A 22,997-nucleotide genomic window follows, 5' to 3' on the forward strand; every position below is an offset into this window, starting at 1 on the left:
CCGCGGACAGGCCGGCGCACCGCGAGCCGGCGCCCTGCAAGGAAGAAGGAGCGCGCTGATGACCTCTCTCCCCAACCGGTACGACGTGCCGGGCCCTGCCGCGGGCGCGGCGCCGCAGCCCGGCCGGACAGCCGGTCGAGCCGGCCCCGACCCGTCCGCCCGCGAAGCCGACCCCCGCCCGACCGCCGGCGAAGCCGGTGGTGGAGCGCACCTCGACCTCGTCCTCGACCCGGTCGAGGAGGCGGTCCGCGACCTCGCGGAGGGCCGGCCCGTCGTGGTCGTGGACGACGAGAGCCGCGAGAACGAGGGCGACCTGGTGGTGGCCGCCGAGCTGATCACGCCCGAGCTCGTCGCCTTCATGATGAGCGAGTGCCGGGGGCTGATCTGCACCCCGATGGAGGCCGCCGACCTCGACCGGCTGTCCCTGCCGCAGATGGTCGCCGAGAACACCGAGTCGATGGGCACGGCCTTCACCGTGTCCGTGGACGCGACCGGCGCGCACGGCGTCACCACCGGGATCTCCGCGGCCGACCGCGCCGCCACGATCCGGCTGCTCGCCGCCGCCGAGGCTACCGCCGAGGACTTCGTGCGGCCCGGGCACGCCTTTCCGCTGCGGGCCAGGCCGGGCGGTGTGCTGGCGCGGACCGGGCACACCGAGGCGGGTGTCGACCTGGCCAGGCTCGCGGGCCTGCGGCCCGCCGCGGCCATCGTCGAGATCGCGGGCGAGGACGGCGCCATGCTGCGACTGCCCGAACTGGTGCCGTTCGCGCGCAAGCACGGGCTGCGGATCATCTCCATCGAGGACCTGGTCGCCTACCGGCGCAGCGCCGAGCCGACGGTGCGCCGCGAGGCCGCCACCCGGCTGCCCACCCGGCACGGCGAGTTCCGCGCCTACGGCTACCGCTCCACCGTCGACGGGGTCGAGCACATCGCGCTGGTGACCGGCGACATCGCGGGGCCTGACGCGTCCGACGGCGCCGTCGGCGGCGAGGACGTGCTCGTGCGGGTGCACTCCGAGTGCCTGACCGGGGACGTCTTCGGCTCCCAGCGCTGCGACTGCGGACCCCAGCTGGAGGCCTCACTCGAACGTGTTCAGGAGGAGGGCCGCGGCATCGTCCTCTACCTGCGGGGCCACGAGGGGCGCGGCATCGGGCTGCTGTCCAAGCTGCGCGCCTACGAGCTGCAGGAGCACGGCCGCGACACCCTCGACGCCAACCTCGAACTCGGCCTCCCCGCGGACGCGCGCGACTACGCAGCGGCCGCGCAGATCCTCACCGACCTGGGCGTGCGGTCGCTCCGGTTGCTGACGAACAACCCCGACAAGACCGCGGCGCTGCTGCGCCACGGGCTCCGGGTCACAGGACGGGAGCCCATGCCCGTGCAGGCGGGCGAGCACAACCTGCGCTACCTGCGGACCAAGCGCGACCGCATGGGCCACGACCTGCCCTGGCTGGACGCGGACCGCACCTCACCCTGCGGCACGCAGTAGCGGCCGCGCGGTACCGGACGAGACCACCCACAGCACACCAGACACCTGCGAGGAGCACCGTGAGCGGCAAGGGCGCACCCGAACTGACCGTCAAGAACTGCCAGGACCTGCGCGTGGCCGTGGTGGCCGCGCAGTGGCACCAGCAGGTGATGGACGGCCTCGTCGACGGCGCGCTGCGGGCGCTGGGCGAGCTGGGCATCGACGAGCCCACCCTGCTGCGCGTCCCCGGCAGCTTCGAGCTGCCCGTCGTCGCCAAGGTCCTCGCCGACCGGGGCTACGACGCGATCGTCGCGCTCGGTGTCGTCATCCGCGGCGGCACCCCGCACTTCGACTACGTCTGCCAGGGGGTCACCCAGGGCCTCACCGACGTGGCGGTGCGCACCGGGGTCCCCATCGGCTTCGGCGTACTGACCTGCGACGACGACGAGCAGGCCCTGGACCGTGCCGGGCTGCCGCACTCCGGTGAGGACAAGGGCCACGAGGCGGTCACCGCCGCCGTCGCGACGGCCACGACCCTCAGGACGGTGGCCGAACCCTGGCGCTGAGCGGCCGCCGGGACCGCGTAGGGTGGCAGACACCATGGCGAACAAGACATTCGAGCAGCTCTTCACCGAGCTGCAGCACAAGGCCGCCCACGGCGACCCCGCGACCTCCCGCACCGCCGAGCTCGCCACCTCGGGCGTGCACGCCATCGGCAAGAAGGTCGTCGAGGAGGCCGCCGAGGTCTGGATGGCCGCCGAGTACGAGGGCGACGCGCGCACGGCGGAGGAGATCTCGCAGCTCCTCTACCACCTCCAGGTGCTCATGGCCGCCAAGGGCATCGCCCTCGAGGACGTATACGCTCACCTGTGAGCACTGAACGTCCCCGCTCACCAGCCCACCACTCACCGAAGGAAGCCGCCCCATGCTGCGCATCGCCGTCCCCAACAAGGGTTCCCTCTCCGGCCCTGCGGGGGAGATGCTGCATGAGGCCGGCTACCAGCAGCGCAAGGCCTCCAAGGAACTCGTCCTGGTGGACCCGGAGAACGAGGTCGAGTTCTTCTACCTGCGCCCCCGCGACATCGCCATCTACGTCAGCTCGGGACGCCTCGACATCGGCATCACGGGGCGCGACCTGCTGCTGGACTCGGGCGCGCGGGCCGAGGAGCTGCTTCCGCTCGGCTTCGCCCGCTCGACCTTCCGCTACGCGGCCAAGCCCGGCACGATCACCTCGCCCGACGACCTGCGGGGGCTGACGGTCGCCACCTCCTACGAGGGCATCGTCGCCCGGCACCTGGCTGACAAGGGCATCGACGCCTCGGTCGTCCACCTCGACGGCGCCGTGGAGACGGCCATCGAGCTGGGTGTCGCCCAGGTGATCGCGGACGTGGTGGAGACGGGCACCTCGCTGCGCAACGCGGGCCTGGAGGTCGTCGGGGAGCCGATCCTGCAGTCCGAGGCCGTGGTGATCCGCAGGAGCGGGGGCGAGGAGCAGGAGAACCCCAAGGTGCAGCAGTTCCTGCGCCGCCTCCAGGGCGTCCTGGTGGCCCGCACCTACGTGATGATGGACTACGACATCCGCGCCGAGCACCTGGAGGAGGCCGTCGCGCTCACCCCGGGGCTCGAGTCGCCGACCATCTCGCCGCTGCACGACCAGGGCTGGGTCGCCGTCCGCTCCATGGTCCGCACCAGCGACGCGCAGCGGATCATGGACGACCTCTACGACCTGGGCGCCCGCGCGATCCTCACCACCGGCATCCACGCCTGCCGCCTGTGATATCCGCCCGCCCCCGACGACCCGGCACCGGAGCCATGCCATGACCGACAGCGCCGAACTTCCCGCGCTTCCCGTCACGTTCCGGCCCACACGTACCCGTGTGGTGCTCATGACGGCCGGTGTCGTCGTGTTCGTCGCTCTGACCGTCGTCGCGCTGATGCTTCAGATGGGGGGCGGCGAGCGGGCCAGCTTCATCGTCACCGGTGCGCTCTTCCTCGCCGTACTGGCGCTGCTGAGCCGTCCACAGGTGACCGCCGACCCGCAGGGGGTCACGGTCGTCAACCTGACGACCAGGCGCCGCCTCGAATGGGCGCAGATCATCGCCGTGCGGCTGCGTCCTGGCGACCCGTGGGTGTCGCTCGACCTGGCGGACGGCACCAGCCTCCCCGCCATGGGCATCCAGCCGGGCATCGCCAAGCGGCAGGCACTGGCCCACGCCCGCGCGCTGCGTGCCCTCGTCGACCAGGGCGGCCCGCAGGAGGGCTCGGCGGCGGGCGCGGCCGGCCGAACCGACGGCTGAACCCCGGCGCGGTGCCGCGCGTCTTCGCGGGGTGAGGGCCAGTGTTTACCCTGTTGCCCACCGGCATGAGCCGCCCCGCGCTCCGAGCGCACCAGCGACCCGAGGAGTGACCACCTCACACGATGGACGGATCGTCCTGTAGTACGTGCGCCGCGTCCCGTGCACCGGGGGGCGCGGCATGACCCTCCCGCTACTGCTGCTCGGCGTGGCGTTCGCCCTCATCCTCGCCAACGGCTTCTTCGTCGCGGCGGAGTTCGGGCTCGTCACCGTCGAGAAACCCGAGGCCGAGCGCGCCGCCGCGCAGGGCGACCGCAAGGCCCGCACCGTCGTCCGCGCCCTGCGTGAGCTGTCCTTCCAGCTCTCCGGCACCCAACTCGGCATCACTCTCACCTCGCTGGTCACCGGCATGCTCGCCGAGCCGGCGCTCGCCCGGCTGCTGGACGGGCCGCTGGCCGCCACCGGCCTGCCCGAGGGCGCGGTCGGCGGCGTCGCCGTCGTCCTCGGCATGCTGATCGCCTCCGCCGTGCAGATGGTGGTGGGCGAACTGGTCCCCAAGAACTGGGCGGTCTCCAGGCCGTTGGCCGTCGCCCGGTTCGTGGCGGGACCGCAGGGCCTCTTCTCCCGGCTGTTCCGGCCGGTGATCGCGCTGCTCAACGCGGCCGCCAACCGCATGGTGCGGCTCTTCGGCGTCCAGCCCGCCGACGAGCTGGACTCGGCGCGCACCCCGGGAGAACTCGTCTCGCTGGCCCACCACTCGGCCCGCGCCGGAGCGCTGGAGCAGGACACCGCCGACCTGTTCGTGCGCACCCTCGCCCTGGGCGAGCTGACGGCGCAGCACGTGATGACGCCGCGCGTACGGGTCAGCGCCCTGCAGGCACTGGCGACGGCCCAGGACGTCCTCAACCTCACCCGCGCCACCGGGCTCTCCCGCTTCCCCGTCTACCAGGACACGTTGGACGAGGTCACCGGCATGGTCCACCTCAAGGACGCGCTCGCCGTCCCCGCCCACCTGCGCCTGCACACCCCCGCGGCCCGCATCGCGGTCCCCGCGCTGCTGGTGCCCCGCACACTGCCGGTGCGGCCCCTGCTCGCGCGGCTGCGCAGCGAGCAGCCCATCGCCGTCGCCGTCGACGAGTACGGCGGCACCGCGGGCGTCGTCACGCTGGAGGACATCGTCGAGGAGATCGTCGGCGAGGTGCGCGACGAACACGACGGTCAGCTCTACGACGAACTGCCCGAACTCGCCCCGGCGCCCCCCGGCGCGGACGGCCGCCCTGCCTGGGAGGTCGACGGCGGGTGCCGGGTGGGGGAGCTGCGCCGCATCGGCCTGGAGGTGCCCGAAGGCCCGTACGAGACGGTGGCGGGGCTCGTCGCCGACCTGCTCGGCCGCATCCCCGCACACGGGGACACGGCATGCCTGCGGGGACCGGCGACCGGGTCCCGCTCTCCCGGTGACGGCACGCGGGGCGCGGCAGGGGAGTGGCAGTTGCTGGTGCAGCACGTCGCCCACCACCGTGCCGAACGCGTCCGCGTGACCGCCCCGGCACACCAGCGCGGCGATGCGGCCCGCAGGGCGCAGACCAGTGAGGCGGCCGCCCGATGAGTTTCCTGCAACTCGTGTTCGCCGCACTGCTCGTGCTCGGCAACGGCTTCTTCGTCGGCGCCGAGTTCGCCCTCGTCTCCGTGCGCCGAAGCCAGATCGAACCCCTCGCCGCCGAGGGCTCCGTGCGCGCCCGGCGGGTGCTGCGCGGTCTTGAGACGCTGCCGCGCATGATGGCCGCCGCGCAGTTCGGCATCACGGTGTGCTCGCTCACCCTGGGCGCCGTGGCCGAACCCACCGTGGCACACCTGCTGGAGCCCGCCTTCCACACGCTGCGGCTGCCCGAGCCGCTGGTGCACCCCGCCGGATACGTGTGCGCGCTCGCCCTCGTGGTCTTCTTCCACCTGGTGGTCGGCGAGATGGTGCCCAAGAACCTCGCCATGGCCGACCCCGAGCGGGCCGCGCTGTGGCTGAGCCCGGCGCTGGTCGCCTTCGCCCGGGTGACCCGCCCGGTGACGCTGGCCCTGGGCGCGTGCGCCACCGTCGTCCTGCGGCTCTTCCGGGTCGAGCCCAAGGACGAGGTCGAGGCGGTCTTCACCAGCGAACAGCTCGGCCGGCTGGTGGCCGACTCGCGGCAGGCGGGGCTGCTGGAGGCGGAGGAGCAGGACCGGCTCGCCGACGCGCTCCAGCTGGGCTCCAGGCCGCTGACCGACGTCCTGCTGGGCCGCACCGACCTGGTCACCGTCACAACGGACGTCACCCCGCGCGCGGTGGAGGAGCTGACCGTGCGCACCGGCTACTCCCGCTTCCCCGTCCGCGCCGACGACGGATCCTTCCTCGGCTACCTGCACGTGAAGGACGTGCTCGATCTGGAGGAGAGCGAGAGCCCCGTGCCGCGGCGGCTGTGGCGGCCCATGGCGACGCTGCGCGGGCACACGCCGCTGGACGACGCGCTCACCGCCATGCGGGCCGGCGCCTCGCACCTGGCCGCCGTCGCCGACGCCTCGGGGCGGGTGCTGGGCGTGGCGGCGCTGGAGGACGTCCTGGAAATGCTCGTCGGCGAGGTCCACGACCCGGCGCACACGGAGACCGCGCTGCCCTCGGCGCGGCACGTGCAAGGCCCGGCGCCCGGGCTCAGACCGGCGGCTGCGGGCCGGGAGGAGCCCCGTCAGGCCCCCGCCCCGACAACACCTCCCCGTACGCCTGCATGAGGTCGGGAAGGCGCAGCGTCGCCAGGTCGTCCCGGGTGGGGGTGCCCGCGTACCCGGACAGCCGCAGATCGCGGTAGGCGCAGCTCTTCTCGTACAGGGTGCGCAGGAAGCGGCCGTTGCCCAACTCGTCGATCCAGCCCTGGTCGACGACGTGGCCGCTGATGCTCCGCAGTTCCTCCAGCGCCTCCTCGTCCCACACGTCGCCGCCTTCGGCGGCCAGCACCTCGCCGATCGCCGTCAGCTCCAGCGGGCGGTAGCTGGGGAAGTCGACGCGGGTGGTGAAGCGGGACGAGAGACCGGGGTTGGCCGCCAGCAGCCGGTCCATCCCCTCCGGGTAGCCCGCCAGGATGACCACGAGCTGGTCGCGATTGTCCTCGGCGCGTTTGAGCAGCACCTGAAGCGCCTCGTCGCCGTAGGCGTCGCCCTTGCTGTAGCCGGAGTTGGACAGCGCGTAGGCCTCGTCGACGAACAGCACGCCGCCGAGCGCGGAGTCGATCAGCTCGTTCGCCTTGACGGCGGTCTGACCCAGGTACTCGCCCACCAGGTCCGCGCGTTGGGCCTCCACCAGGTGGTCGCCGCCCAGCAGGCCCAGCGCGTAGAAGGCGCGGCCCAGTATGCGGGCCACCGTGGTCTTGCCCGTGCCCGAGGGGCCCGAGAAGACGAAGTGCCGCTTCGGCGGCTGCACCGGCAGGCCCTGCGAGGCCCGCAGCCGCGCCATGTGCAACTGCGCCGACAGCGCCCGCACCTGGCGCTTGACGGGCTCCAGGCCGACCATGCGCTCCAGCTCGTCCAGCGCCTGAGCCAGCAGCACCGGGTCCGAGGGACCGGCCGGCAGCCTGCCGTCCCCGCCCGCCCCCCACACCGTGCGCTCCCGCAGGACGCCGGTGTCCACCCGGATGGGCTCGGCCGGATCCCCGGAGTCCTCCAGCCGCAGCTCGTCGGCGCGCGGGTCCACCACGGGGTCGGCGGGCTCGGCCGCGTCCGCCTCCCCGGGAGCGGCACCCGCGGGCGGCTGTCCCGCGGGGACGGAGCCCGGCGCGGCGTCGCCGAACGCGCCGCCGCAGCCGGTGGGTTCCAGCGCGGCGCCGTCGGCGGCCTCGGCGGTGCGGGCCGCCTCCCCCGGGGGCTCGCAGCCGTTGTCGTAGAGCTCCAGCGCCGCGTCGACCGTCCCGCCCGGGCCGAGCGCGCCGCCCGAGAGGACGGCCGCGGCCAGATCCTCCGCGGTGCCGCCCGCCCCGTCGCTCTCGGCGATGGTCGTCAGGCGTGCCGCGGTGTCCATGAACGCGGGATCGATGCGGTGCACGGCCCGGTACAGGGGCAGCGCCGCCGCGCTGCGTCCTGTGCCCTCGCGGGCGCGCGCCAGCCAGTAGCGCAACTCCTTGCGCTGCGGCTGTTCGCTGCGGCAGCGCATGAGGGCTGCGGCCAGCAGCGGCTCGGCCTGCCCGTACATCTCCAGCCTGACCCGCGCCATCCCGGCGAACAGGCCCGCCTCGATGCCCAGCAGCGCGTCGTCCACCAGCGGCTCGGTGTGGGCGACCAGCCCCTCCCAGTCCTTGGCCAGGTAGGCGCGGCACGCGTGCAGGAAACGCACCTGCGGGTCGGTGTCGACGGGCGGGCAGCCGGCCAGCGCGCGGTCGAGCTCCGCGACGTGCCGGCCGTCGAGCCAGTGCGAGGCGTGGGCCAGCAGCAGGTCGCGTTCGTACTCCAGCACCGGCTGCACCCACCAGCCCAGCCAGTACCAGGAGTTGAGGGTGCGGCCGTGGCGGTGGCGCTGCTCGCCGAAGCGGTCGCGGTGGTGGTACATCCGCAGCAGGGCCGTGGCGGTGTCGGCCCGCAGCGCGTGCAGTCCGAGCCAGGCGTCGGCCATCCCGGGATCGAGCCGCACCGCGGTGCGGAACTCCTCCTCGGCCTGGGCGTAGCCGCCGACGGTGTAGGCGTCCACCCCGCGAAGCCACGCGAGTTCGGCCGGGGCGTGCAGGCCCTGGGGGTCCTGCGTGCCGAAGTTCCTCACGTCCCCCACGAAACGTCCCCCGTCATCTGCCGGTTATCACCCGGGGTTCCCGCGCTGTTTCGCATCGTACCCGCGCGCGGGGCACCGTCGAAGGGTGGTGTACGGGCCGAGTGGGTGCGGTGGCCAGGGGAACGCGGTGGTTCGGTCCGGCGCCCGGGGGCCTGCCGGAACGAAGGTTTCCGCAAAGCCACTACGAAGCGTGAGGCAAATGCACTGTACTGCTTCCGCTTGAGCGTTTTCGAGCAGAACGAAGCCCCCGGTCACGGGGGAACAACCGGGGGCTTCGCGTCCGCAGACGGCCTGCGTAGACCGCCTGTTGGAAAAGTAATCGGTTCGAGGCTCACGGGTCAAGCCGCGCGGTTGCACTCAGTGCCGCGGATCGGCGTCAACCGCCCTGAGCTATACGGAGGGTCATATTCACCGGAGAGACCGGAGCCTCTCCGGTGCGCCCGCACACCTCGTACCACCCCTGTCTCTCGCGACGCTCCCGCACCAGGAAGTCCGCGAACGGGCGGGACGGGTCGGCGGCGAAGTGCGCCCGCTCCGCGGGGATCCAACGGTCCCAGAACCCCCGCTGGGCGGGGCCGTCCCGCTCCTGGCCGCGCCGCCAGGCCTCCTCGGACGGCATGTCCATCCACAGCAGGCAGGCCAGCGAGGGCCGCAGCGCCGCCCGCCCGGCGCCCACGCCCTCGACCAAGACGACAGGAGCGGGCGGGAGCACCGCCTGCGTGGTGCGGGCCCTGGCCACCCAGTCGTAGACGCCGTAGCGTGCGCTGCGGCCTCGCTCCAGCGGACGCAGCACCTGCGAGGTGAGCCGCTCCGTCCAGTCGAAGAGCGCCTCGTGGCCAGCCACGTCGTCCAGGTGCAGGACCGGAGCGCCCTCCAGCAGCGCCGCCAGTTGCCGCGCGCACGTCGTCTTGCCCGAACCCGCGTGCCCGTCCACACCCACCAGCCGCACGGGGCCGCAGGAGGCGGGCAGCGCGGAAAGGTGGCGGGCGAGCGCTTCGAGGGTGCGGGGAGCGGGCATTTCTCCAGCGTACGCGGCGTCTCGCGTGGCGCCTCGACGGCGCCTCGCTCCGATGTGCGGCACCGGTACCGGCCGGCACCGGCCGGCACCGGACTCTCCGGGCCACCCTCCGGGGCGACCTCTCGGGCGGGGCCGCCCTCCGGTCCGGACCTCTCCGTGCGGCTGTCCGGTCGGTGCGCGGCTGGCCGGTCCGTGCGCGGCCGTCCGGTCTGTGCGGCTCACTACTGGGCCCGTACGGCCGTCCGGTCCGCCGCCTGCCTTCGTCCACGGCGGTCGCCCGTCTCCGGCGGCACCCACCTCGCCACTGGCCGGGCCAATGGCGACGGCGTGCCGAAAGGGCGAAGCTCTGGCACGGGCCCTTCCGAGCCGTAATAGTGGGCTGTCCGCGGACGCCCGCGCACCTGTGAGAACACCGCGCCGGACCATCGACTGACCCACCGACTGACCGACCCACCGACTGGGGGCACCCCGCATGACCAGCAGAACCGCAAACCGCCGCACTGTTCTGGCCGCCGCCGTCGCCGTGGCGGCCTCGGCCGTCGCGGCCCCCGCAGCTCTGGCAGCCGACAGCCGGTCGGGTGGCGCCACCACGACGCACGGCGGGCAGGACAAGCACAGGCCGGGCAGGCCGGGGAAGGCAGGTCACGTGGAGCTGCACACCTGGTCCTCGCGGCGGGACTGGACCGCGGGGCAGGCCAAGGGCGTCGAGGTGCGGTCAGGACACCGCCCCGGCATCGTCCTGGCGACCCCCGCGGGACGCACCGACTACACCGACCCGCACACCAACAAGACGGCCACCTGGGAGTACGCCACCTGGACCTCGCCCCGCCACACGTGCGCCGTGCCCGCCGGTGAACTCATCGCCTCCTGGAACGCCCACACCCCCGCGGGCACCTGGATCAGGACCGAGGTGCGCGGCACCTACTCCGACGGGACGGACACGCCCTGGTACACGATGGGCGTGTGGACCTCGGGCGACGGGGAGGACGTACCGCGCCGCACCTCCGTCGACGGTCAGAGCGACGGCAAGAGCACCGTCTACACCGACACCCTCTCCATCGACGACCTCGGCAGCGGGCTGCGCCTCGCCTCCTACCGGCTGCGCCTGACGCTCTACCGCGCCCCGGGTTCCGACACCTCACCGACCGTGTGGCGGGCCGGCGCGATGTGCTCTGACGTGCCGGAGCGGTTCGAGGTCCCCGCCTCCGAGCCGGGGCTGGGCCGGGCGGTCGAGCTGAAGGTGCCGCGCTACTCCCAGGAGATCCACAAGGGGCAGTACCCCGAGTACGACAACGGGGGAGAGGCCTGGTGCAGCCCCACCTCCTCCCAGATGATCATCGAGTACTGGGGTCGCAAACCCACCGCGGACGACCTGGCCTGGGTGAACCCCGACTACGCCGACCCGCAGATCTGCCACGCCGCCCGCTACACCTTCGACTACCAGTACGAAGGCTGCGGCAACTGGCCGTTCAACAGCGCCTACGCGGCCTCCTACCGGGACATGAACGCCGTCGTCACCCGCATGAGCTCCCTGAACGACGCCGAGGAGTTCGTCGCCGCGGGCATTCCGCTGATCACCTCGCAGTCCTTCATCGAGTCCGAGCTCGACGGCGCGGGATACGGCACGTCGGGACACCTGATGACCGTCATCGGCTTCACCGGGGACGGCGACGTCATCGCCAACGACCCCAACTCCCCGGACAACTCCTCGGTCCGCCACGTCTACAAGCGGCGGCAGTGGGAGAACATCTGGCTGCGCACCAAGCGCAAGGACGCCGACGGCAAGGTCAAGAGCGGCACGGGCGGTGTCTGCTACGTCTACTGGCCCCTCGACCCGACGCCCGCTCAGCGCCGGGTGCTGCGCAAGCACGGGCTGGCCTGAGACCGCACGGGACGGCCTGGGACCGACGTCAGGTGGTGTCCGCGCGCACCGCGGGCACCACCTGACGGCAGCGCTCACGCCCCCCCCGCGTCAGGTGCCCGTAGCGGTCGACCGTGCCGGTCGTTCCGGCGGCACGGCGAGCCGGATGTGTGGAAACCGAGTCAGGATCGCGCGCAAGGCGAGTTCGGCCTCTGGGCGAGCTGGCGGGGCGCCGACGCAGCGGTGAATCCCGTGGCCGAAGGCCAGGTCTCCGCCGGCGTTCCGCCCGGGGTCGAGTTGATCGGGGGAGGGGAACCGGTCGGGGGCCCGGTTGGCGGCTCCGACGGCCACCTGCACAGGGGCGTCGCGAGCGTCACGTCAGCGCCCCGGACCGCCCGCCACTGGCGCACGGTCCACCCCGTCTCACGGTGGCTGTCGCACGACGCCGACCCGCTGGCGGACGACGCCTGACCGCGGCGGCGCCCCGGCCCCGTGGCTGCCGTGCGGGCAGCCACGGGGCCGACTCGTCCGCGAACGAAACGTTTGCGTTTCGCTTGAGGGTGCCCTAACCTCCTCAAGGGGGACGGATCCGTTTCATTCCCCTTGTCGGACATCGCCGCACAGCAAGAAAAGAAATGACCTCCCTCCTCTCCGTGCCTCCGACTCCGTCTGCCGCGTCTCGCTCCGGTACGCGCCGCACCAGGCTCACGCCCGAGCGCGAGAACGAGTTGTTCACCGCCGTTCTGGACCTGGTCCGGGATGTCGGCTACGAGACCATGACCATGGAAGCCGTGGCCCTCGCGTCACGGTGCAGCAAGGCCACCCTGTACAGGCAGTGGCGGGACAAGCCCTGCCTGGTGGCGGCGGCCCTGCGGCACATGCGCCCCTTCCGCCTCGACCATCTGGACACCGGCTCTCTGCGCGGCGACCTGTACGAACTGGCGCGAAGAATGGGCGGAGCCACCAAGGACCTCGACCTGATGCGCGGCGTCGTCCTCGCCATCCGCAAGGACGCGGACCTCGCGGAGGCGGTGCACGCGGCGCTCGTCCAGCCGGAGATCGACGTGCTGAACGCGATCCTGGAACGCGCCGTCGCACGAGGGGAGACGGACCCCGGCAATCCCGCAGCCGCTTTCCTTTCGCACATGATCAGCGGAGCCGTCTTCTCCCGGCCGATGCTGGAACAACGCGAAGCGGACGCCACCTACCTGGTGCGCTATCTGGACGCCGTCATCCTCCCGGCACTGACGCGGACCCCCACCCCGTAAGGCCACACGGCAGCCCTCCGGCACGCAGCACCCCCGCGACGGGGCGGGGTGGCGCGCACGCCGCGGGACCGTACCGGCACAGCAGCGCACCGGCGCCGACCCCGATCCGACGCGGACCAACCGAACGCCTGGCCCAGCGGCCCGAGACCGCCGACTGGACCGACCCGAGAACGAGCGGGACCACGCATGCCAACGACTTCTCTCGACCCCCGCGCCGACGGCGCTCCACCGCACGAGCCGACGCCCGCGACACCGGCGGAGCCGGCCCCCCACCACGTGCCGAACCGCTGGTGGGTCCTGGTCGTGATCGGCCTGGCCCAGCTCATGGTGGTGCTCGACGCCACCATCGTGAACATCGCGCTGCCCTCGGCCCAGCAGGACCTGGGCTTCAGCAACGACGGCAGGCAGTGGGTCGTCACCGCGTACTCCCTGGCCTTCGGCAGCCTGCTGCTGCTCGGCGGGCGGCTGGCCGACCTGCTCGGGCGCAAGACCACCCTGCTCGTCGGTCTCGTCGGCTTCGCCGGCTCCTCGGCGCTGGCCGGGGCCGCCGGCGACTTCTCCGTGCTGGTCATCGGGCGGGCCCTGCAAGGCGTCTTCGGCGCCGTGCTGGCGCCGTCGGCGCTCTCCCTGCTGACCACGACCTTCATCGACCCGAAGGAACGGGCCAAGGCCTTCGGCGTCTTCGGTGCCATCGCCGGCTCCGGCGGTGCGCTGGGAATGCTGCTGGGCGGCGTGCTCACCGAGCACCTGAACTGGCGCTGGACCCTGTACGTCAACCTCGTCATCGCCGCGATCGCCCTCGTCGGCACGCTGCTGTTCGTCCGCCGCCCCGCCGCCGCGCAGCGGCCCAGGCTGGACCTGCTGGGGACGCTGCTGATCTCCGCAGGGCTGTTCTGCGTCGTCTTCGGCTTCTCCAACGCCGAGACGCACTCGTGGGGCAACTGGATGTGCTGGGTCTTCCTCGCCGGCGGCGCCGTGGTGATCGTGCTGTTCGGCCTGTGGCAGACGCGCGCGAAGAACCCGCTGCTGCCGCTGCGGGTGTTCGCGGACCGGAACCGGAGCGCGTCCTTCGCCTCGGTGTTCATCTCCGGCGCCGGCATGTTCGGCGTCTTCCTCTTCCTCACCTACTACCTGCAGCAGGTCCAGGGCTTCACGCCCGTCAAGACCGGCCTCTCCTTCCTGCCGATGATCGGTCTGCTGATGGTGGTGGCGCAGGTCTCCACGACCGTGCTCATCCCCAAGATCGGCCCCAAGCCGATAGTGCCGCTCGGTATGGCGCTCTCCGCCGGGGGCCTGGTCCTGCTCACGGAGCTGGACCTGGGCAGCTCCTACGCGCCGCACGTCCTGCCGTCCCTGCTGCTGCTCGGCGCGGGCCTGGGCCTGGTGATGCCGCCGGCGATGAGCCTCGCCACCCTCGGCGTCGCACCCAACGACCAGGGCGTGGCCTCGGCGGCCATCAACACCATGCAGCAGGTGGGCGGTTCGATCGGCACCGCGCTGTTCAGCACCGCTGCCTCCAGCGCGGTCACCGACTACATGAAGGGCCGCGCGCCGACGAAGCTCAACGTCGTCAACGCGAGCCTGCACAGTTACGCCACGGCGTACTGGTGGGCGACCGGGTTCTTCGCCGCGGGTCTCCTGGTCACGCTGTGCCTCTACCGTCGCGGCCGTCCGCACGCGGCGCCGCAGGAACAGCCGGCGCAGGCAGCCCCGCCGGAAGACCGGACGGCCCCGGTGGCCGCGCCGTCGTCCCCGGCTCCGGCCACGCCGGCTCCGGACGCCTCCGCCGCGACGGCCCCGCCCGGGGCCGACCCGGCCGGGATGTCCGGGCCGGGGATCCGGGGCCGGGTAGTGGACGAGGCCGGCTCTCCGGTGCCCGGTGCTGCGGTCACCCTCATCGACCCGTCGGGCCGCCAGCTTGCCCTGGCCACCGCCGGGCACGACGGCCGGTACGGAGTGCAGGCGCCGGACGCCGGCAGCTACATCCTGGTCGGCTCCGCCACGGGCCGGCAGCCCCGGGTGATCACCCTCACCGTGCAGACGGTGCCCCTCGACCACGATGTGGTGCTGGCCGGCGGCAGCGGCCTGACCGGCAAGGTCCTCGCCGGTGCTGAACCCGTCGCGCAAGCACTGGTGGTGGTCACCGACGCCCACGGGGAGGTCGCCCAGGCGGTCACGTCCGCCGACGACGGCGCCTACCGGCTCACCGAACTGGTTCCGGGCAGCTACACGTTGACGGCCAGCGCGACCGGATTCCAGCCCTTCACCAGCGCCGTGGAGGTCGGCGCCGGCGCCTTCACCCAGCAGGACGCTCACCTGCGGTCGGCTGCGCTGCTGCGCGGCATCGTGCGCGGCCCGGACGGCGCCCCGCTGGCGGACGCCCGGGTCACCCTGCTGGACACGGCGGGCAACGCGATCGCGCTCCGCACGACCGGCAGCGACGGCGTGTACGCCTTCACCGACCTGATGGAGGCGCAGTACACGTTGGTCGCCAGCGGCTACCCGCCGACCGTCACGCATCTGACGGTCACCGGCGGCAGCAGGGACGGCTTCGACCTGGAGCTGGAACACACCGACTGACGACACGTCGCACGCACGACGACAGGGGGCGGACCCCAACGCACGGGTGTCCGCCCCCTGTCGTCGTCCCGCGGCTCAGAAGCGGGGCGTGCGGCGCTCGCGGTGCGAGGCGAGGCCCTCGCGCACCTCGGGCCAGGCGAAGCCGTAGAACTCCAGGGCGAGCGAGGCGTCGAAGATCGAACCCGCGACCTGGCGGTACCAGTTCATCCGTACCGCGGTGGCACTGATCCTCAGCTACGGGAGGGCTTCTCCCGCCGCATGAGGTTCCGCCCGATGAACAGTCTCTGGGCCCCGCTGGTGCCCTCGTACAGCCGCAGCACGCGCACGTCGCGGTAGATCCGCTCCACCGGCACCTCCCGCATGTAGTCGCTGCCCCGTGTATCCGATCCCGGACTTGGCAAGCGCCGCATTCGGAGCGTCCCCGCCGGGCCGGGGCGTCGGTTGGGAGAGATCACCGATTGGGATGGGCTATCTGGTGATTTCCGATTAAAGTCTCTTCGTCACTGCTGGTTATAGGGCCGGAGCCGGTGCGCGGGGGTGCGCCGGTGCCGGCGGGGGAGGGCCTGTCGGGCATGAGCCGTCGCTCCAACGGGTTGGTCGGGATCTGGGCTGAGGCGCAGCGTCAGCAGCAACGTCGGGCGGAGGCGCAAGCCAGGTTCCAACGGGAGCAGGAGCGGCGAGAGCGGTCCTACCAGCGGGAGCTGGCGCGCAGTTATCGGGAGCAGCGAGCGGCGTACCGGCAGCAGCGGGACGCGGACGCCAGGCGGCGGACCGAGGAGCTGGACGCGCGGGTCGCCGCCTTGCAGGGCATGTTGGCGGCGGGGTGCCGCGCTCCCGCGTTCCGCGCGGGTGTCCTCACCCGTGCCGAGTCCGTCGAGGCCTTCGCCCCCGGCAGGCTGGCCGAGCCCCTCCGCATGCCCGAGCCCCACCAGTACCAGGCGCAGGGCGGTTGGACGGCCGGCCGGCGAGCCCAGGCGCAGGTGGAGGCGCGCGCCCGGTTCGAGCGGGACTGGCACGCCGCGCAGGCCGCGGAGAGTCGGCGTCAGCGGCAGCTGGCGGAGTACCGGCAGCAGTACGAGCAGTGGGCCCAGGCGCAGCTTGCGGAGATCCGTCGGCACAACGCGGGCATCGCCGAGATGACGGAGGCGCTGCGCCGCGGTGACGCCGACACCGTGGTGGAGTACTTCTCGGCCGCGCTGTACGCGTCCACGGGCTGGCCGGAGGACCTGCCGCGGCAGGTGACGGCCGCGTACGACGCCGGTGCGCGGCAGTTGGTGCTCAACTGGGAGCTGCCCAGGTTCGACGTCGTTCCCGAGGCCAAGTCGGTGCGGTACATGCCGACCGCCGACCGGGACAAGGAGACGGCCCGGCCGGTGACCCAGCGCCGCGCACTGTACCGGGACGTGCTCGCCCAGTGCGTCCTGCTGGCGCTGCACGACCTCTTCGCGGCGGACGAGTCCGGCGTACTGGAGTCCGTCGCGTTGAACGGCTTCGTGGACGACCACGAGCCGGCGACGGGCAGGCGGGCCCAGATCTTCCTGGCCACGGTCATGGCGTCGCGCTCGTCCTTCGGCCGGCTGCATCTGGAGCAGGTGAGCGCCCTCGACTGCCTGGTGGACGAGTTGCGGGGGCAGCTGTCCACGCGTCCCGACCAGCTCGGTGCGATACGTCCGGGCCGGGTTCCCGAGGACGTCGGCAACGGCGTCGTCACACACGGAGGCGGTGAGGAGCCCGACCTGTACACGATGGACCCCCTCGCCTTCGAGTCACTGGTCGCGGACCTGTTCCGTGCCATGGGCATGCAGGCCGTGACGACGCAGCGGTCGAACGACGGCGGTGTGGACGTCGACGCGCTCGATCCAGCGCCGATCCGCGGCGGCACGATCGTCGTGCAGGTCAAGCGCTACCGCAACACCGTGCCGCCGACCGCCGTACGCGATCTGTACGGCACCGTGCAGGACGCCGGAGCCAACAAGGGCGTACTCGTCACCACCTCCCGGTTCGGGCCCGGCTCGCACACCTTCGCCAACGGCAAGCCCCTGGAACTGGTGTCCGGTACCGACCTGGTCGACCTGCTGCACCGGCACGGCCTGCGCGGCCGCCTCGGCGGCAGCGGACGTACGGCGGCGGTGCCCGGCGCCGGTGACGCGCTCCCGGACACCGCGGAGCCGCGGGAAGAGCCCGGTGACGGCGCCGCCCTCACAGAGCACAACATGCTGGGCATGTACTGGTCTGGCGGTGTCGCCCTGGACGTGTGCGCGCTCGTCTGCCACGGCAACCGGGTCCTCGACGAGGACCACTTCGTCTTCTTCAACAACCACCAGACGCCGGACGGCGTGGTGCGCGCGCTTCCGGCCGTCCCTCCGGACAAGGCCGCGCTTCAGGTGACCTTCGACGCGCTGCCCCGCCGGGCGGATCGGCTCGTGATCGTCGCCGCGGTCGATCCGGTGGCCAATCCGGGGGCCGATCTGTCCGGCTTCACCAAGGCGGGCATCCGCCTGCTGGACGCCGAGGGCACCGAACTCGACCGGCTGGAGGTCTCCGACGGCCGTGCAGCCGAAACCGCGCTGGTGCTCGGCTCCTTCCGCCGCCGCGCGAGCGGCGACTGGGAATTCGTCGTCGGCGGCAAGGGGTACGGGGGCGGCTTGGAGGAACTGGTCCAGGACTACGGCATCGAGGTGGCCTGACGCCTCCCCTTCCGCCGTCGTGCCGCCTCCCCTTCCGCGGTGGTGCCGACGGGTTTCCCGCCGTGGTGCCGGCGGAGTCGCCGTGCCGGATGTGCCAGGCGGCTCAGGGCCTGAACTTCAGCACGGCGCCGTCCTCGTTCTGTGCGACGACGGTGATGGTCAGGTCGTCGCCGAACTCGGCCACACCCCCCCCCGAGCCGCCCAACTGCATCACACTGCCCCCGGTCCGGAAGGTGACGGAGTCCTTCGCCACGGTGACGTGCAGGTTCAGCCCGTTCGCTGCGATGTCCTTCGTGCCGGTCACCAGCACCTCGCACGTGCCGTCCGCGCAGGCCCCGGTCTTCTTGCCGTCCGCCGCCTTGGGAAGCGGCCCCGACGACGCGGGAGCGGGGGACTGTGTGGTCTCGTCGGGCTTCCAGCCCGGTGCGCACTGTTCGGCACGCTCGTGTGCGGCCGCGACCTCGCGGTCCTTCTTCGTCAACGCGGTCAGGCCCGGCTCGGGTGAGGTGAGGGACTGGATGAGCTTGTCGACGTCCTCGGCGCCGCTCTTGGGGTCATCGAGGGCCGCGGTCGGGAACACCTCGTCGAGCTTGGTCCCGACGTCCCCCAGCTTCTTCAGCCAGGCGGCTTGCAGCCGGTCGGCCGCGGGAGGGCCGGACGGGGCGAGCTCGGCCAGATCGCCCTCGACTTCGCGCACCTTGGACGAGGCCCCCGAGATGTAGCTGAAGGCGAGGAAGTCGGCTGTCTCCATTCCCTCGCCCGCGTTCTGGATCTCTGCCACGTCCTTCGTGCTGTCCTTGCGGATGTTCTTGAGCGCGGTCGTCGACGCGCACATGGCTCCGACCCACTTCACCAGCTTCTTGGACGGCGGACGGGCCGATGCCGGCTTCGCCGACGCCGTGGACTCGCCCTTCGCTCCGCCGGCCTTCTCGTCCGCCCCTCCGCAGCCGCTGAGTACCAGCACCAGTCCGGCGGCCACCACGCCGACGCTCCCCGTCTTGAACATCCCACGACCTCTCTCCGCGCCGCGGCCCCTTCCGTGCGGGGCCGACTGCCGACTTCCCGGAGCGAGTCCATCCCCGCACGGATTGTTCAGCCACCCCTGCGCGGCGGCGAACAAGCCGGTGGGGGAGGTGAGTGGCCGGCAGCGCGCTTGGCGACGGTGCCACGTCCGTTCTGTTCGGAATCCGAGGTTCCGAACGGATCTCTTCCTCCCCGGATGCGGGCCGAGCCCCTGGTCATTCAGGTCTCAACTACTTAGAGTGCCGACCCATGAGGTCCCCACAGGTTCCGAACGGGGGACTGCTCAGCCGCTCCCGTACGGTCGCACCGGCCGGCTGGAGCCGCTGGCTCGTCCCGCCCGCCGCGCTCTCCGTCCACCTGTCCATCGGCCAGGCGTACGCCTGGAGCGTCTTCAAGCCACCGCTGGAGAAGGCACTCGGTCTCTCCGGGACGGAGAGCGCGCTCCCCTTCCAGCTCGCCATCGTGATGCTCGGTCTCTCCGCCGCGTTCGGCGGCACCCTCGTCGAACGCAAGGGCCCGCGCTGGGCGATGGCCGTGTCGCTGCTCTGCTTCGCCAGCGGGTTCCTCCTCTCCGCGCTCGGCGCGGCGACGGAGCAGTTCTGGCTGATCGTCCTCGGCTACGGCTTCGTCGGCGGCATCGGCCTCGGCATCGGCTACATCTCGCCCGTCTCGACGCTGATCAAGTGGTTCCCCGACCGTGCGGGACTGGCGACCGGTATCGCCATCATGGGCTTCGGCGGAGGCGCGCTCATCGCCTCGCCCTGGTCGTCGCGGATGCTGGAGAGTTTCGGGGCGGACAGCGGTGGGATCGCGACCGCGTTCCTGGTGCACGGCCTCGCCTACGCGGTCTTCATGGCGCTCGGCGTCCTCCTCGTGCGGGTCCCCGCGGACGGCTGGCGTCCGGCGGGCTGGACGCCGCCGACCGAAGAGCGCGCGATGGTCTCCACCGCACAGGTGTCGGCCCGCAACGCCCTGCGCACGCCGCAGTTCTGGTGTCTGTGGGTCGTCCTGTGCATGAACGTGACGGCGGGCATCGGCATCCTGGAGAAGGCCGCCCCGATGATCGGGGACTTCTTCGCCGACACCAGTACCCCGGTCTCCGTCTCCGCGGCCGCCGGGTTCGTCGCGCTGCTCTCGCTCACCAACATGGGCGGGCGCCTGGTGTGGTCGGCCACCTCCGACGCCATCGGGCGGAAGAACATGTACCGCGTCTACCTCGGGGTCGGTGCCCTGCTCTACCTGCTCATCGCCACCACGGGGGGCTCCTCGAAGCCGGTCTTCGTCCTCTCCGCGCTGGGGATCCTCTCCTTCTACGGCGGCGGGTTCTCCACCGCGCCCGCCTATCTGAAGGACCTCTTCGGCACCTACCAGGTCGGCGCCATCCACGGCCGTCTCCTCACCGCCTGGTCCACCGCGGGCGTGCTCGGCCCGCTCATCGTCAACCGGGTCGCCGACAGCCAGGAGGCGGCCGGGCGCAGCGGGCCCGGGCTCTACAGCCTCTCCCTCTTCATCATGATGGGTCTCCTCGTCGTGGGCTTCGTCGCAGGCGAGTGCATCAGGCCGGTGCATCCGCGCTTCCACGAGCCGGCCGCGGAGGGCGGCACGGCGGACGCGCCCGCAGGATCCGAGAACGGAACGGAGGTCCCCGATGGCTCCCAGCAGCGCCTCGCCTGACCCGGCGGCGCCCCGCCGCACCTGGCTCGCCGTCCTCGTCTGGCTGTGGGTGGGCCTGCCGTTCGCGTACGGCCTCTACGAGCTCGTCCTGAAGGCCACCCAGTTGTTCACCGACTGACCAGCTGTCACCGACCGGCCGGTTGTCCACCGACCGACCGGCCACGGCTCAGCGCTCGCCGGGGGAGGCGGCAGTGCGGCAGGCGCGTCCCGTCGTGAGCACGGCTTCGCGTCTCACGGCTCCGGCAGGCGGCTGAGGTCGAGTTCGGTACCGGCGATCTCCGTGCGCAGGGCGTTGAGCTGCTGGTAGTGGTCGACGGCTGACGCGTGCTGTGCCTGGACAAGTTCGAGCACGAGCGCGTGCAGGATGGTCAGTGGCGCGAGGAGTTCGTTGGCGGCTCCCTCGGTCGAGTCGGGCAGCGGCAGCACCGTTTCGGCCCTGGTCTCCCTGCCCTCGTCGGTGGCCTCGGTCAGCAGGACGCTGTGCGCGCCGACGCGGTGCGCGTGGTCGAGGACGATGCCGATCTCGCGGAAGACGCGCAGCGGCGCGATGACGACCACGGCGTGTGCGGGCCGCAGCCGCAACAGGTCGTCGGCGAGCCGGAATCCGGTCGCCGTCCAGGAGTCGGATGCCTTGCCCGTGCGGCGGAGGCTCAGCGCGAACTGGTCGGCGAGGGCGGCGCCGGGGCCGATGCCGTAGGCCCACACGTGCGTGGCCTCGTTCAGCACCTCCACGGTGCGCGACCACGCGGTGGTGTCGATGAGCGCCGGCACCTCGCCGAGCAGCCCGCGTCCCGCGTCGATCACGGGGTGCAGCGCGGCGTGCGCCGGGGGCAGCCGCTGCACCCGGTCGTCGAGGACCTGGGCGGGGTCGCGGCGCCGTGCCAGGTGGTGGACGAGGCTGCGCTTGAGGTCGCCGAGGCCCGTGAAGCCGAGCTTGCGTGCGGTACGGATCACCGTGGCGTCGCTGGTCGCCGTGGCCTTGCCGAGCTTGGCCGCCGAGGAGACGGCCGCCTCCTCGGGGTGCCGTTGCAGGTACTCGGCCACCGCCCGTTCGCCGCTCGCCAGGGGCTCCGCCCGGCGCACGCGCTGGGCCAGCGTGTCAGATGAAGTATTCACGTCGTCCATTGTCCATCCATGAAGTGAATGCTACGTTCCTCGGGTCAACGCTCCCGACCCCGCGGAGACAGCGATGAAACCACCCCCGCAGCCGCGCGTCGCCGTCATCGGCGTGGGCACCATGGGGAGCCAGGTCCTCCACCAACTCGCCTCCCGCGGCGTGCCGGTGACCGGTTTCGAGCAGTTCGACATCGGACACGCGCGAGGCGCGGCGGGCGGTGAGACGCGCATCTTCCGCATCGCCTACAAGGAGGGCGGAGGTTACGTCCCGCTGCTGCGCGAGGCACGGCAGGCGTGGGAACGGCTCGGCGCCCAGGCGGGCACCCCGCTGCTCACCCCGTGCGGAGCGCTGACCATCGGCTCCGCGCAGGACCCCGATGTGCGCACCGTGCTCGGCGTGGCCGAGGAGTGGGGCCTCGACGTCGAACAGCTCGACCGCCCCGAGGCGGAGCGGCGCTTCGGGCAGCACCGGCTCTTCGAGGACGACGTCGTACTGCTCGACCGGGAGGGCGGGCTGCTCGACCCGCACCGCGCGGTGGTCGCGACCGCCCGGCTCGCCGAGCAGGCGGGGGCCGCGATCCACACCCGCACCACCGTCCTCGACGTCGTCCAGACCGGTACGGGCGTGGCCGTCCACTACCGGGCCCAAGGCGACGTCGAGGTCGCCAAGTTCGACCAGGTCGTCCTGTGTACAGGACCCTGGATCGCCCGCAGCGTGCCGAGGCTCGCCGGTGAGGTCGAGATCCGCCGGGCCGTGCTGTGCTGGTTCGACGCGGGCGGGAAATGGGCCCCGGAGCGCTTCCCCGTCGGCATCCGGCGCAGCGGAGCGGACAACAGCTTCTCCTTCTTCCCCGACGTCGGCGGCGGAGTGAAGGTCAACCTGCACGTGCCCAAGTCGCCCGTGGCCGACCCCGACCGGCTCGACCCCGTGGTCGAACCGGACTACGCCTCGCGGGTGTCGGCCGCCGTGGCGCGGTGCCTGCGGGGCCTGCCGGACCGGCCCACCGCCAGGCGCACCTACATGGACGGCTACACCGCCGACAACCACGGCATCATCGGCCGCGATCCGGACCGGCCCGACGTCCTGGTGATGGGCGGGTTCTCCGGTCACGGCTTCAAACTGGCGCCGGTCTTCGCCAGGTCGGCGGCCGACCTGCTGCTGACCGGCCGTACCGACATCCCCATCGCTCACCTGTCGCTGTCGCGGCTGTCCTGATCCTCACGCGGAGGAGGG

At 72.4% G+C, this 22,997-nt stretch carries 20 protein-coding genes and 1 pseudogene; 14 read left to right on the top strand and 7 right to left on the bottom strand.

All coding sequences use genetic code 11. From position 1 onward, the window contains the following. Window positions 1-58: 58 nt before the first annotated feature. From DTL70_RS27385 to DTL70_RS27415, 7 genes are all read left to right on the top strand, one after another. The gene (locus DTL70_RS27385) at window positions 59-1,489 is read left to right on the top strand and encodes a bifunctional 3,4-dihydroxy-2-butanone-4-phosphate synthase/GTP cyclohydrolase II (RefSeq protein WP_114024695.1); all 1,431 of its coding nucleotides are present in this window, start codon (window positions 59-61) and stop codon (window positions 1,487-1,489) included. 59 nt (window positions 1,490-1,548) lie between these two features. Further along, complete coding sequence (ribH, locus tag DTL70_RS27390) at window positions 1,549-2,034, top strand: 6,7-dimethyl-8-ribityllumazine synthase (protein WP_114024696.1); 486 nt, start codon at window positions 1,549-1,551, stop codon at window positions 2,032-2,034. Between the two features lie 34 nt (window positions 2,035-2,068). Beyond that, window positions 2,069-2,341: a phosphoribosyl-ATP diphosphatase gene (locus DTL70_RS27395; protein WP_114024697.1), complete on the top strand. Its 273-nt coding sequence runs from the start codon at window positions 2,069-2,071 to the stop codon at window positions 2,339-2,341. A 52-nt stretch (window positions 2,342-2,393) separates the two neighbouring features. After that, window positions 2,394-3,245 carry an ATP phosphoribosyltransferase gene (hisG, locus tag DTL70_RS27400; RefSeq protein WP_114015622.1) on the top strand — a complete coding sequence of 284 codons (852 nt, stop codon included), beginning with the start codon at window positions 2,394-2,396 and terminating at the stop codon, window positions 3,243-3,245. Window positions 3,246-3,285: 40 nt separating this feature from the next. Next, the gene (locus tag DTL70_RS27405) at window positions 3,286-3,765 is read left to right on the top strand and encodes a PH domain-containing protein (RefSeq protein ID WP_114024698.1); all 480 of its coding nucleotides are present in this window, start codon (window positions 3,286-3,288) and stop codon (window positions 3,763-3,765) included. A 178-nt stretch (window positions 3,766-3,943) separates the two neighbouring features. Continuing rightward, window positions 3,944-5,368 (top strand): hemolysin family protein, encoded by a 1,425-nt coding sequence (locus tag DTL70_RS27410; protein WP_114024699.1) that lies wholly within the window; start codon window positions 3,944-3,946, stop codon window positions 5,366-5,368. Then, window positions 5,365-6,516 carry a hemolysin family protein gene (locus DTL70_RS27415; protein WP_114024700.1) on the top strand — a complete coding sequence of 384 codons (1,152 nt, stop codon included), beginning with the start codon at window positions 5,365-5,367 and terminating at the stop codon, window positions 6,514-6,516. The genes DTL70_RS27410 and DTL70_RS27415 overlap by 4 nt, the downstream gene beginning before the upstream one ends. Here DTL70_RS27415 and DTL70_RS27420 read toward each other — a convergent pair. Both DTL70_RS27420 and DTL70_RS27425 read right to left on the bottom strand, forming a co-directional pair. Then, window positions 6,440-8,536, bottom strand: a complete 2,097-nt coding sequence (locus tag DTL70_RS27420; protein WP_114024701.1) for an AAA family ATPase — start codon at window positions 8,534-8,536, stop codon at window positions 6,440-6,442. The two genes, DTL70_RS27415 and DTL70_RS27420, sit on opposite strands and share 77 nt — an antisense overlap. Window positions 8,537-8,912: 376 nt before the next feature. Continuing rightward, the gene (locus DTL70_RS27425; protein ID WP_114024702.1) at window positions 8,913-9,554 is read right to left on the bottom strand and encodes a uridine kinase family protein; all 642 of its coding nucleotides are present in this window, start codon (window positions 9,552-9,554) and stop codon (window positions 8,913-8,915) included. Window positions 9,555-10,026: 472 nt separating this feature from the next. On the opposite strand from DTL70_RS27425, the gene DTL70_RS27430 reads away from it, so the two are divergent. Continuing rightward, the gene (locus DTL70_RS27430) at window positions 10,027-11,436 is read left to right on the top strand and encodes a peptidase C39 family protein (RefSeq protein WP_114024703.1); all 1,410 of its coding nucleotides are present in this window, start codon (window positions 10,027-10,029) and stop codon (window positions 11,434-11,436) included. Between the two features lie 90 nt (window positions 11,437-11,526). Here DTL70_RS27430 and DTL70_RS27435 read toward each other — a convergent pair. Then, window positions 11,527-11,778 (bottom strand): annotated as a pseudogene (locus DTL70_RS27435) (cytochrome P450); the annotation flags it as partial. Between the two features lie 272 nt (window positions 11,779-12,050). Here DTL70_RS27435 and DTL70_RS27440 point away from each other — a divergent pair. Next, a complete protein-coding gene (locus DTL70_RS27440; protein WP_114024705.1) occupies window positions 12,051-12,683 on the top strand; it encodes a TetR/AcrR family transcriptional regulator in 633 nt (210 codons plus the stop codon). A 186-nt stretch (window positions 12,684-12,869) separates the two neighbouring features. After that, window positions 12,870-15,263 (top strand): MFS transporter, encoded by a 2,394-nt coding sequence (locus DTL70_RS27445; protein ID WP_114024706.1) that lies wholly within the window; start codon window positions 12,870-12,872, stop codon window positions 15,261-15,263. Window positions 15,264-15,338: 75 nt separating this feature from the next. Here the strand turns inward: DTL70_RS27445 and DTL70_RS34840 are convergent, their stop codons facing one another. Further along, on the bottom strand, window positions 15,339-15,470 hold the full coding sequence (locus DTL70_RS34840; RefSeq protein ID WP_281278731.1) for a hypothetical protein: 132 nt from the start codon (window positions 15,468-15,470) through the stop codon (window positions 15,339-15,341). A 23-nt stretch (window positions 15,471-15,493) separates the two neighbouring features. Then, window positions 15,494-15,625 (bottom strand): acyl-CoA dehydrogenase family protein, encoded by a 132-nt coding sequence (locus tag DTL70_RS27455; protein WP_281278732.1) that lies wholly within the window; start codon window positions 15,623-15,625, stop codon window positions 15,494-15,496. A gap of 210 nt (window positions 15,626-15,835) precedes the next feature. Here DTL70_RS27455 and DTL70_RS27460 point away from each other — a divergent pair, with 210 nt between their 5' ends. Continuing rightward, entirely contained in the window at window positions 15,836-17,950 is a 2,115-nt protein-coding gene (locus DTL70_RS27460) for a restriction endonuclease (protein ID WP_181861110.1), read from the top strand. Between the two features lie 103 nt (window positions 17,951-18,053). On the opposite strand, the gene DTL70_RS27465 is transcribed toward DTL70_RS27460, so the two are convergent. Further along, window positions 18,054-18,956 carry a hypothetical protein gene (locus tag DTL70_RS27465; protein WP_114024709.1) on the bottom strand — a complete coding sequence of 301 codons (903 nt, stop codon included), beginning with the start codon at window positions 18,954-18,956 and terminating at the stop codon, window positions 18,054-18,056. A 266-nt stretch (window positions 18,957-19,222) separates the two neighbouring features. Between DTL70_RS27465 and DTL70_RS27470 the strand changes: the two genes are divergently transcribed. Then, window positions 19,223-20,647: an L-lactate MFS transporter gene (locus DTL70_RS27470; protein ID WP_114024710.1), complete on the top strand. Its 1,425-nt coding sequence runs from the start codon at window positions 19,223-19,225 to the stop codon at window positions 20,645-20,647. Then, window positions 20,622-20,765, top strand: a complete 144-nt coding sequence (locus DTL70_RS33735) for an MFS transporter small subunit (protein WP_181861111.1) — start codon at window positions 20,622-20,624, stop codon at window positions 20,763-20,765. The genes DTL70_RS27470 and DTL70_RS33735 overlap by 26 nt, the downstream gene beginning before the upstream one ends. Before the next feature lie 113 nt (window positions 20,766-20,878). Here DTL70_RS33735 and DTL70_RS27475 read toward each other — a convergent pair whose 3' ends face one another. After that, entirely contained in the window at window positions 20,879-21,772 is an 894-nt protein-coding gene (locus DTL70_RS27475) for a MurR/RpiR family transcriptional regulator (protein WP_114024711.1), read from the bottom strand. A 64-nt stretch (window positions 21,773-21,836) separates the two neighbouring features. Here DTL70_RS27475 and solA point away from each other — a divergent pair, with 64 nt between their 5' ends. Further along, entirely contained in the window at window positions 21,837-22,979 is a 1,143-nt protein-coding gene (solA, locus tag DTL70_RS27480; protein ID WP_114024712.1) for an N-methyl-L-tryptophan oxidase, read from the top strand. The last annotated feature ends 18 nt before the right edge of the window (window positions 22,980-22,997 follow it).

This window comes from Streptomyces diacarni (genome assembly GCF_003323715.1).
Taxonomy (GTDB): Bacteria; Actinomycetota; Actinomycetes; order Streptomycetales; family Streptomycetaceae; genus Streptomyces; species Streptomyces diacarni.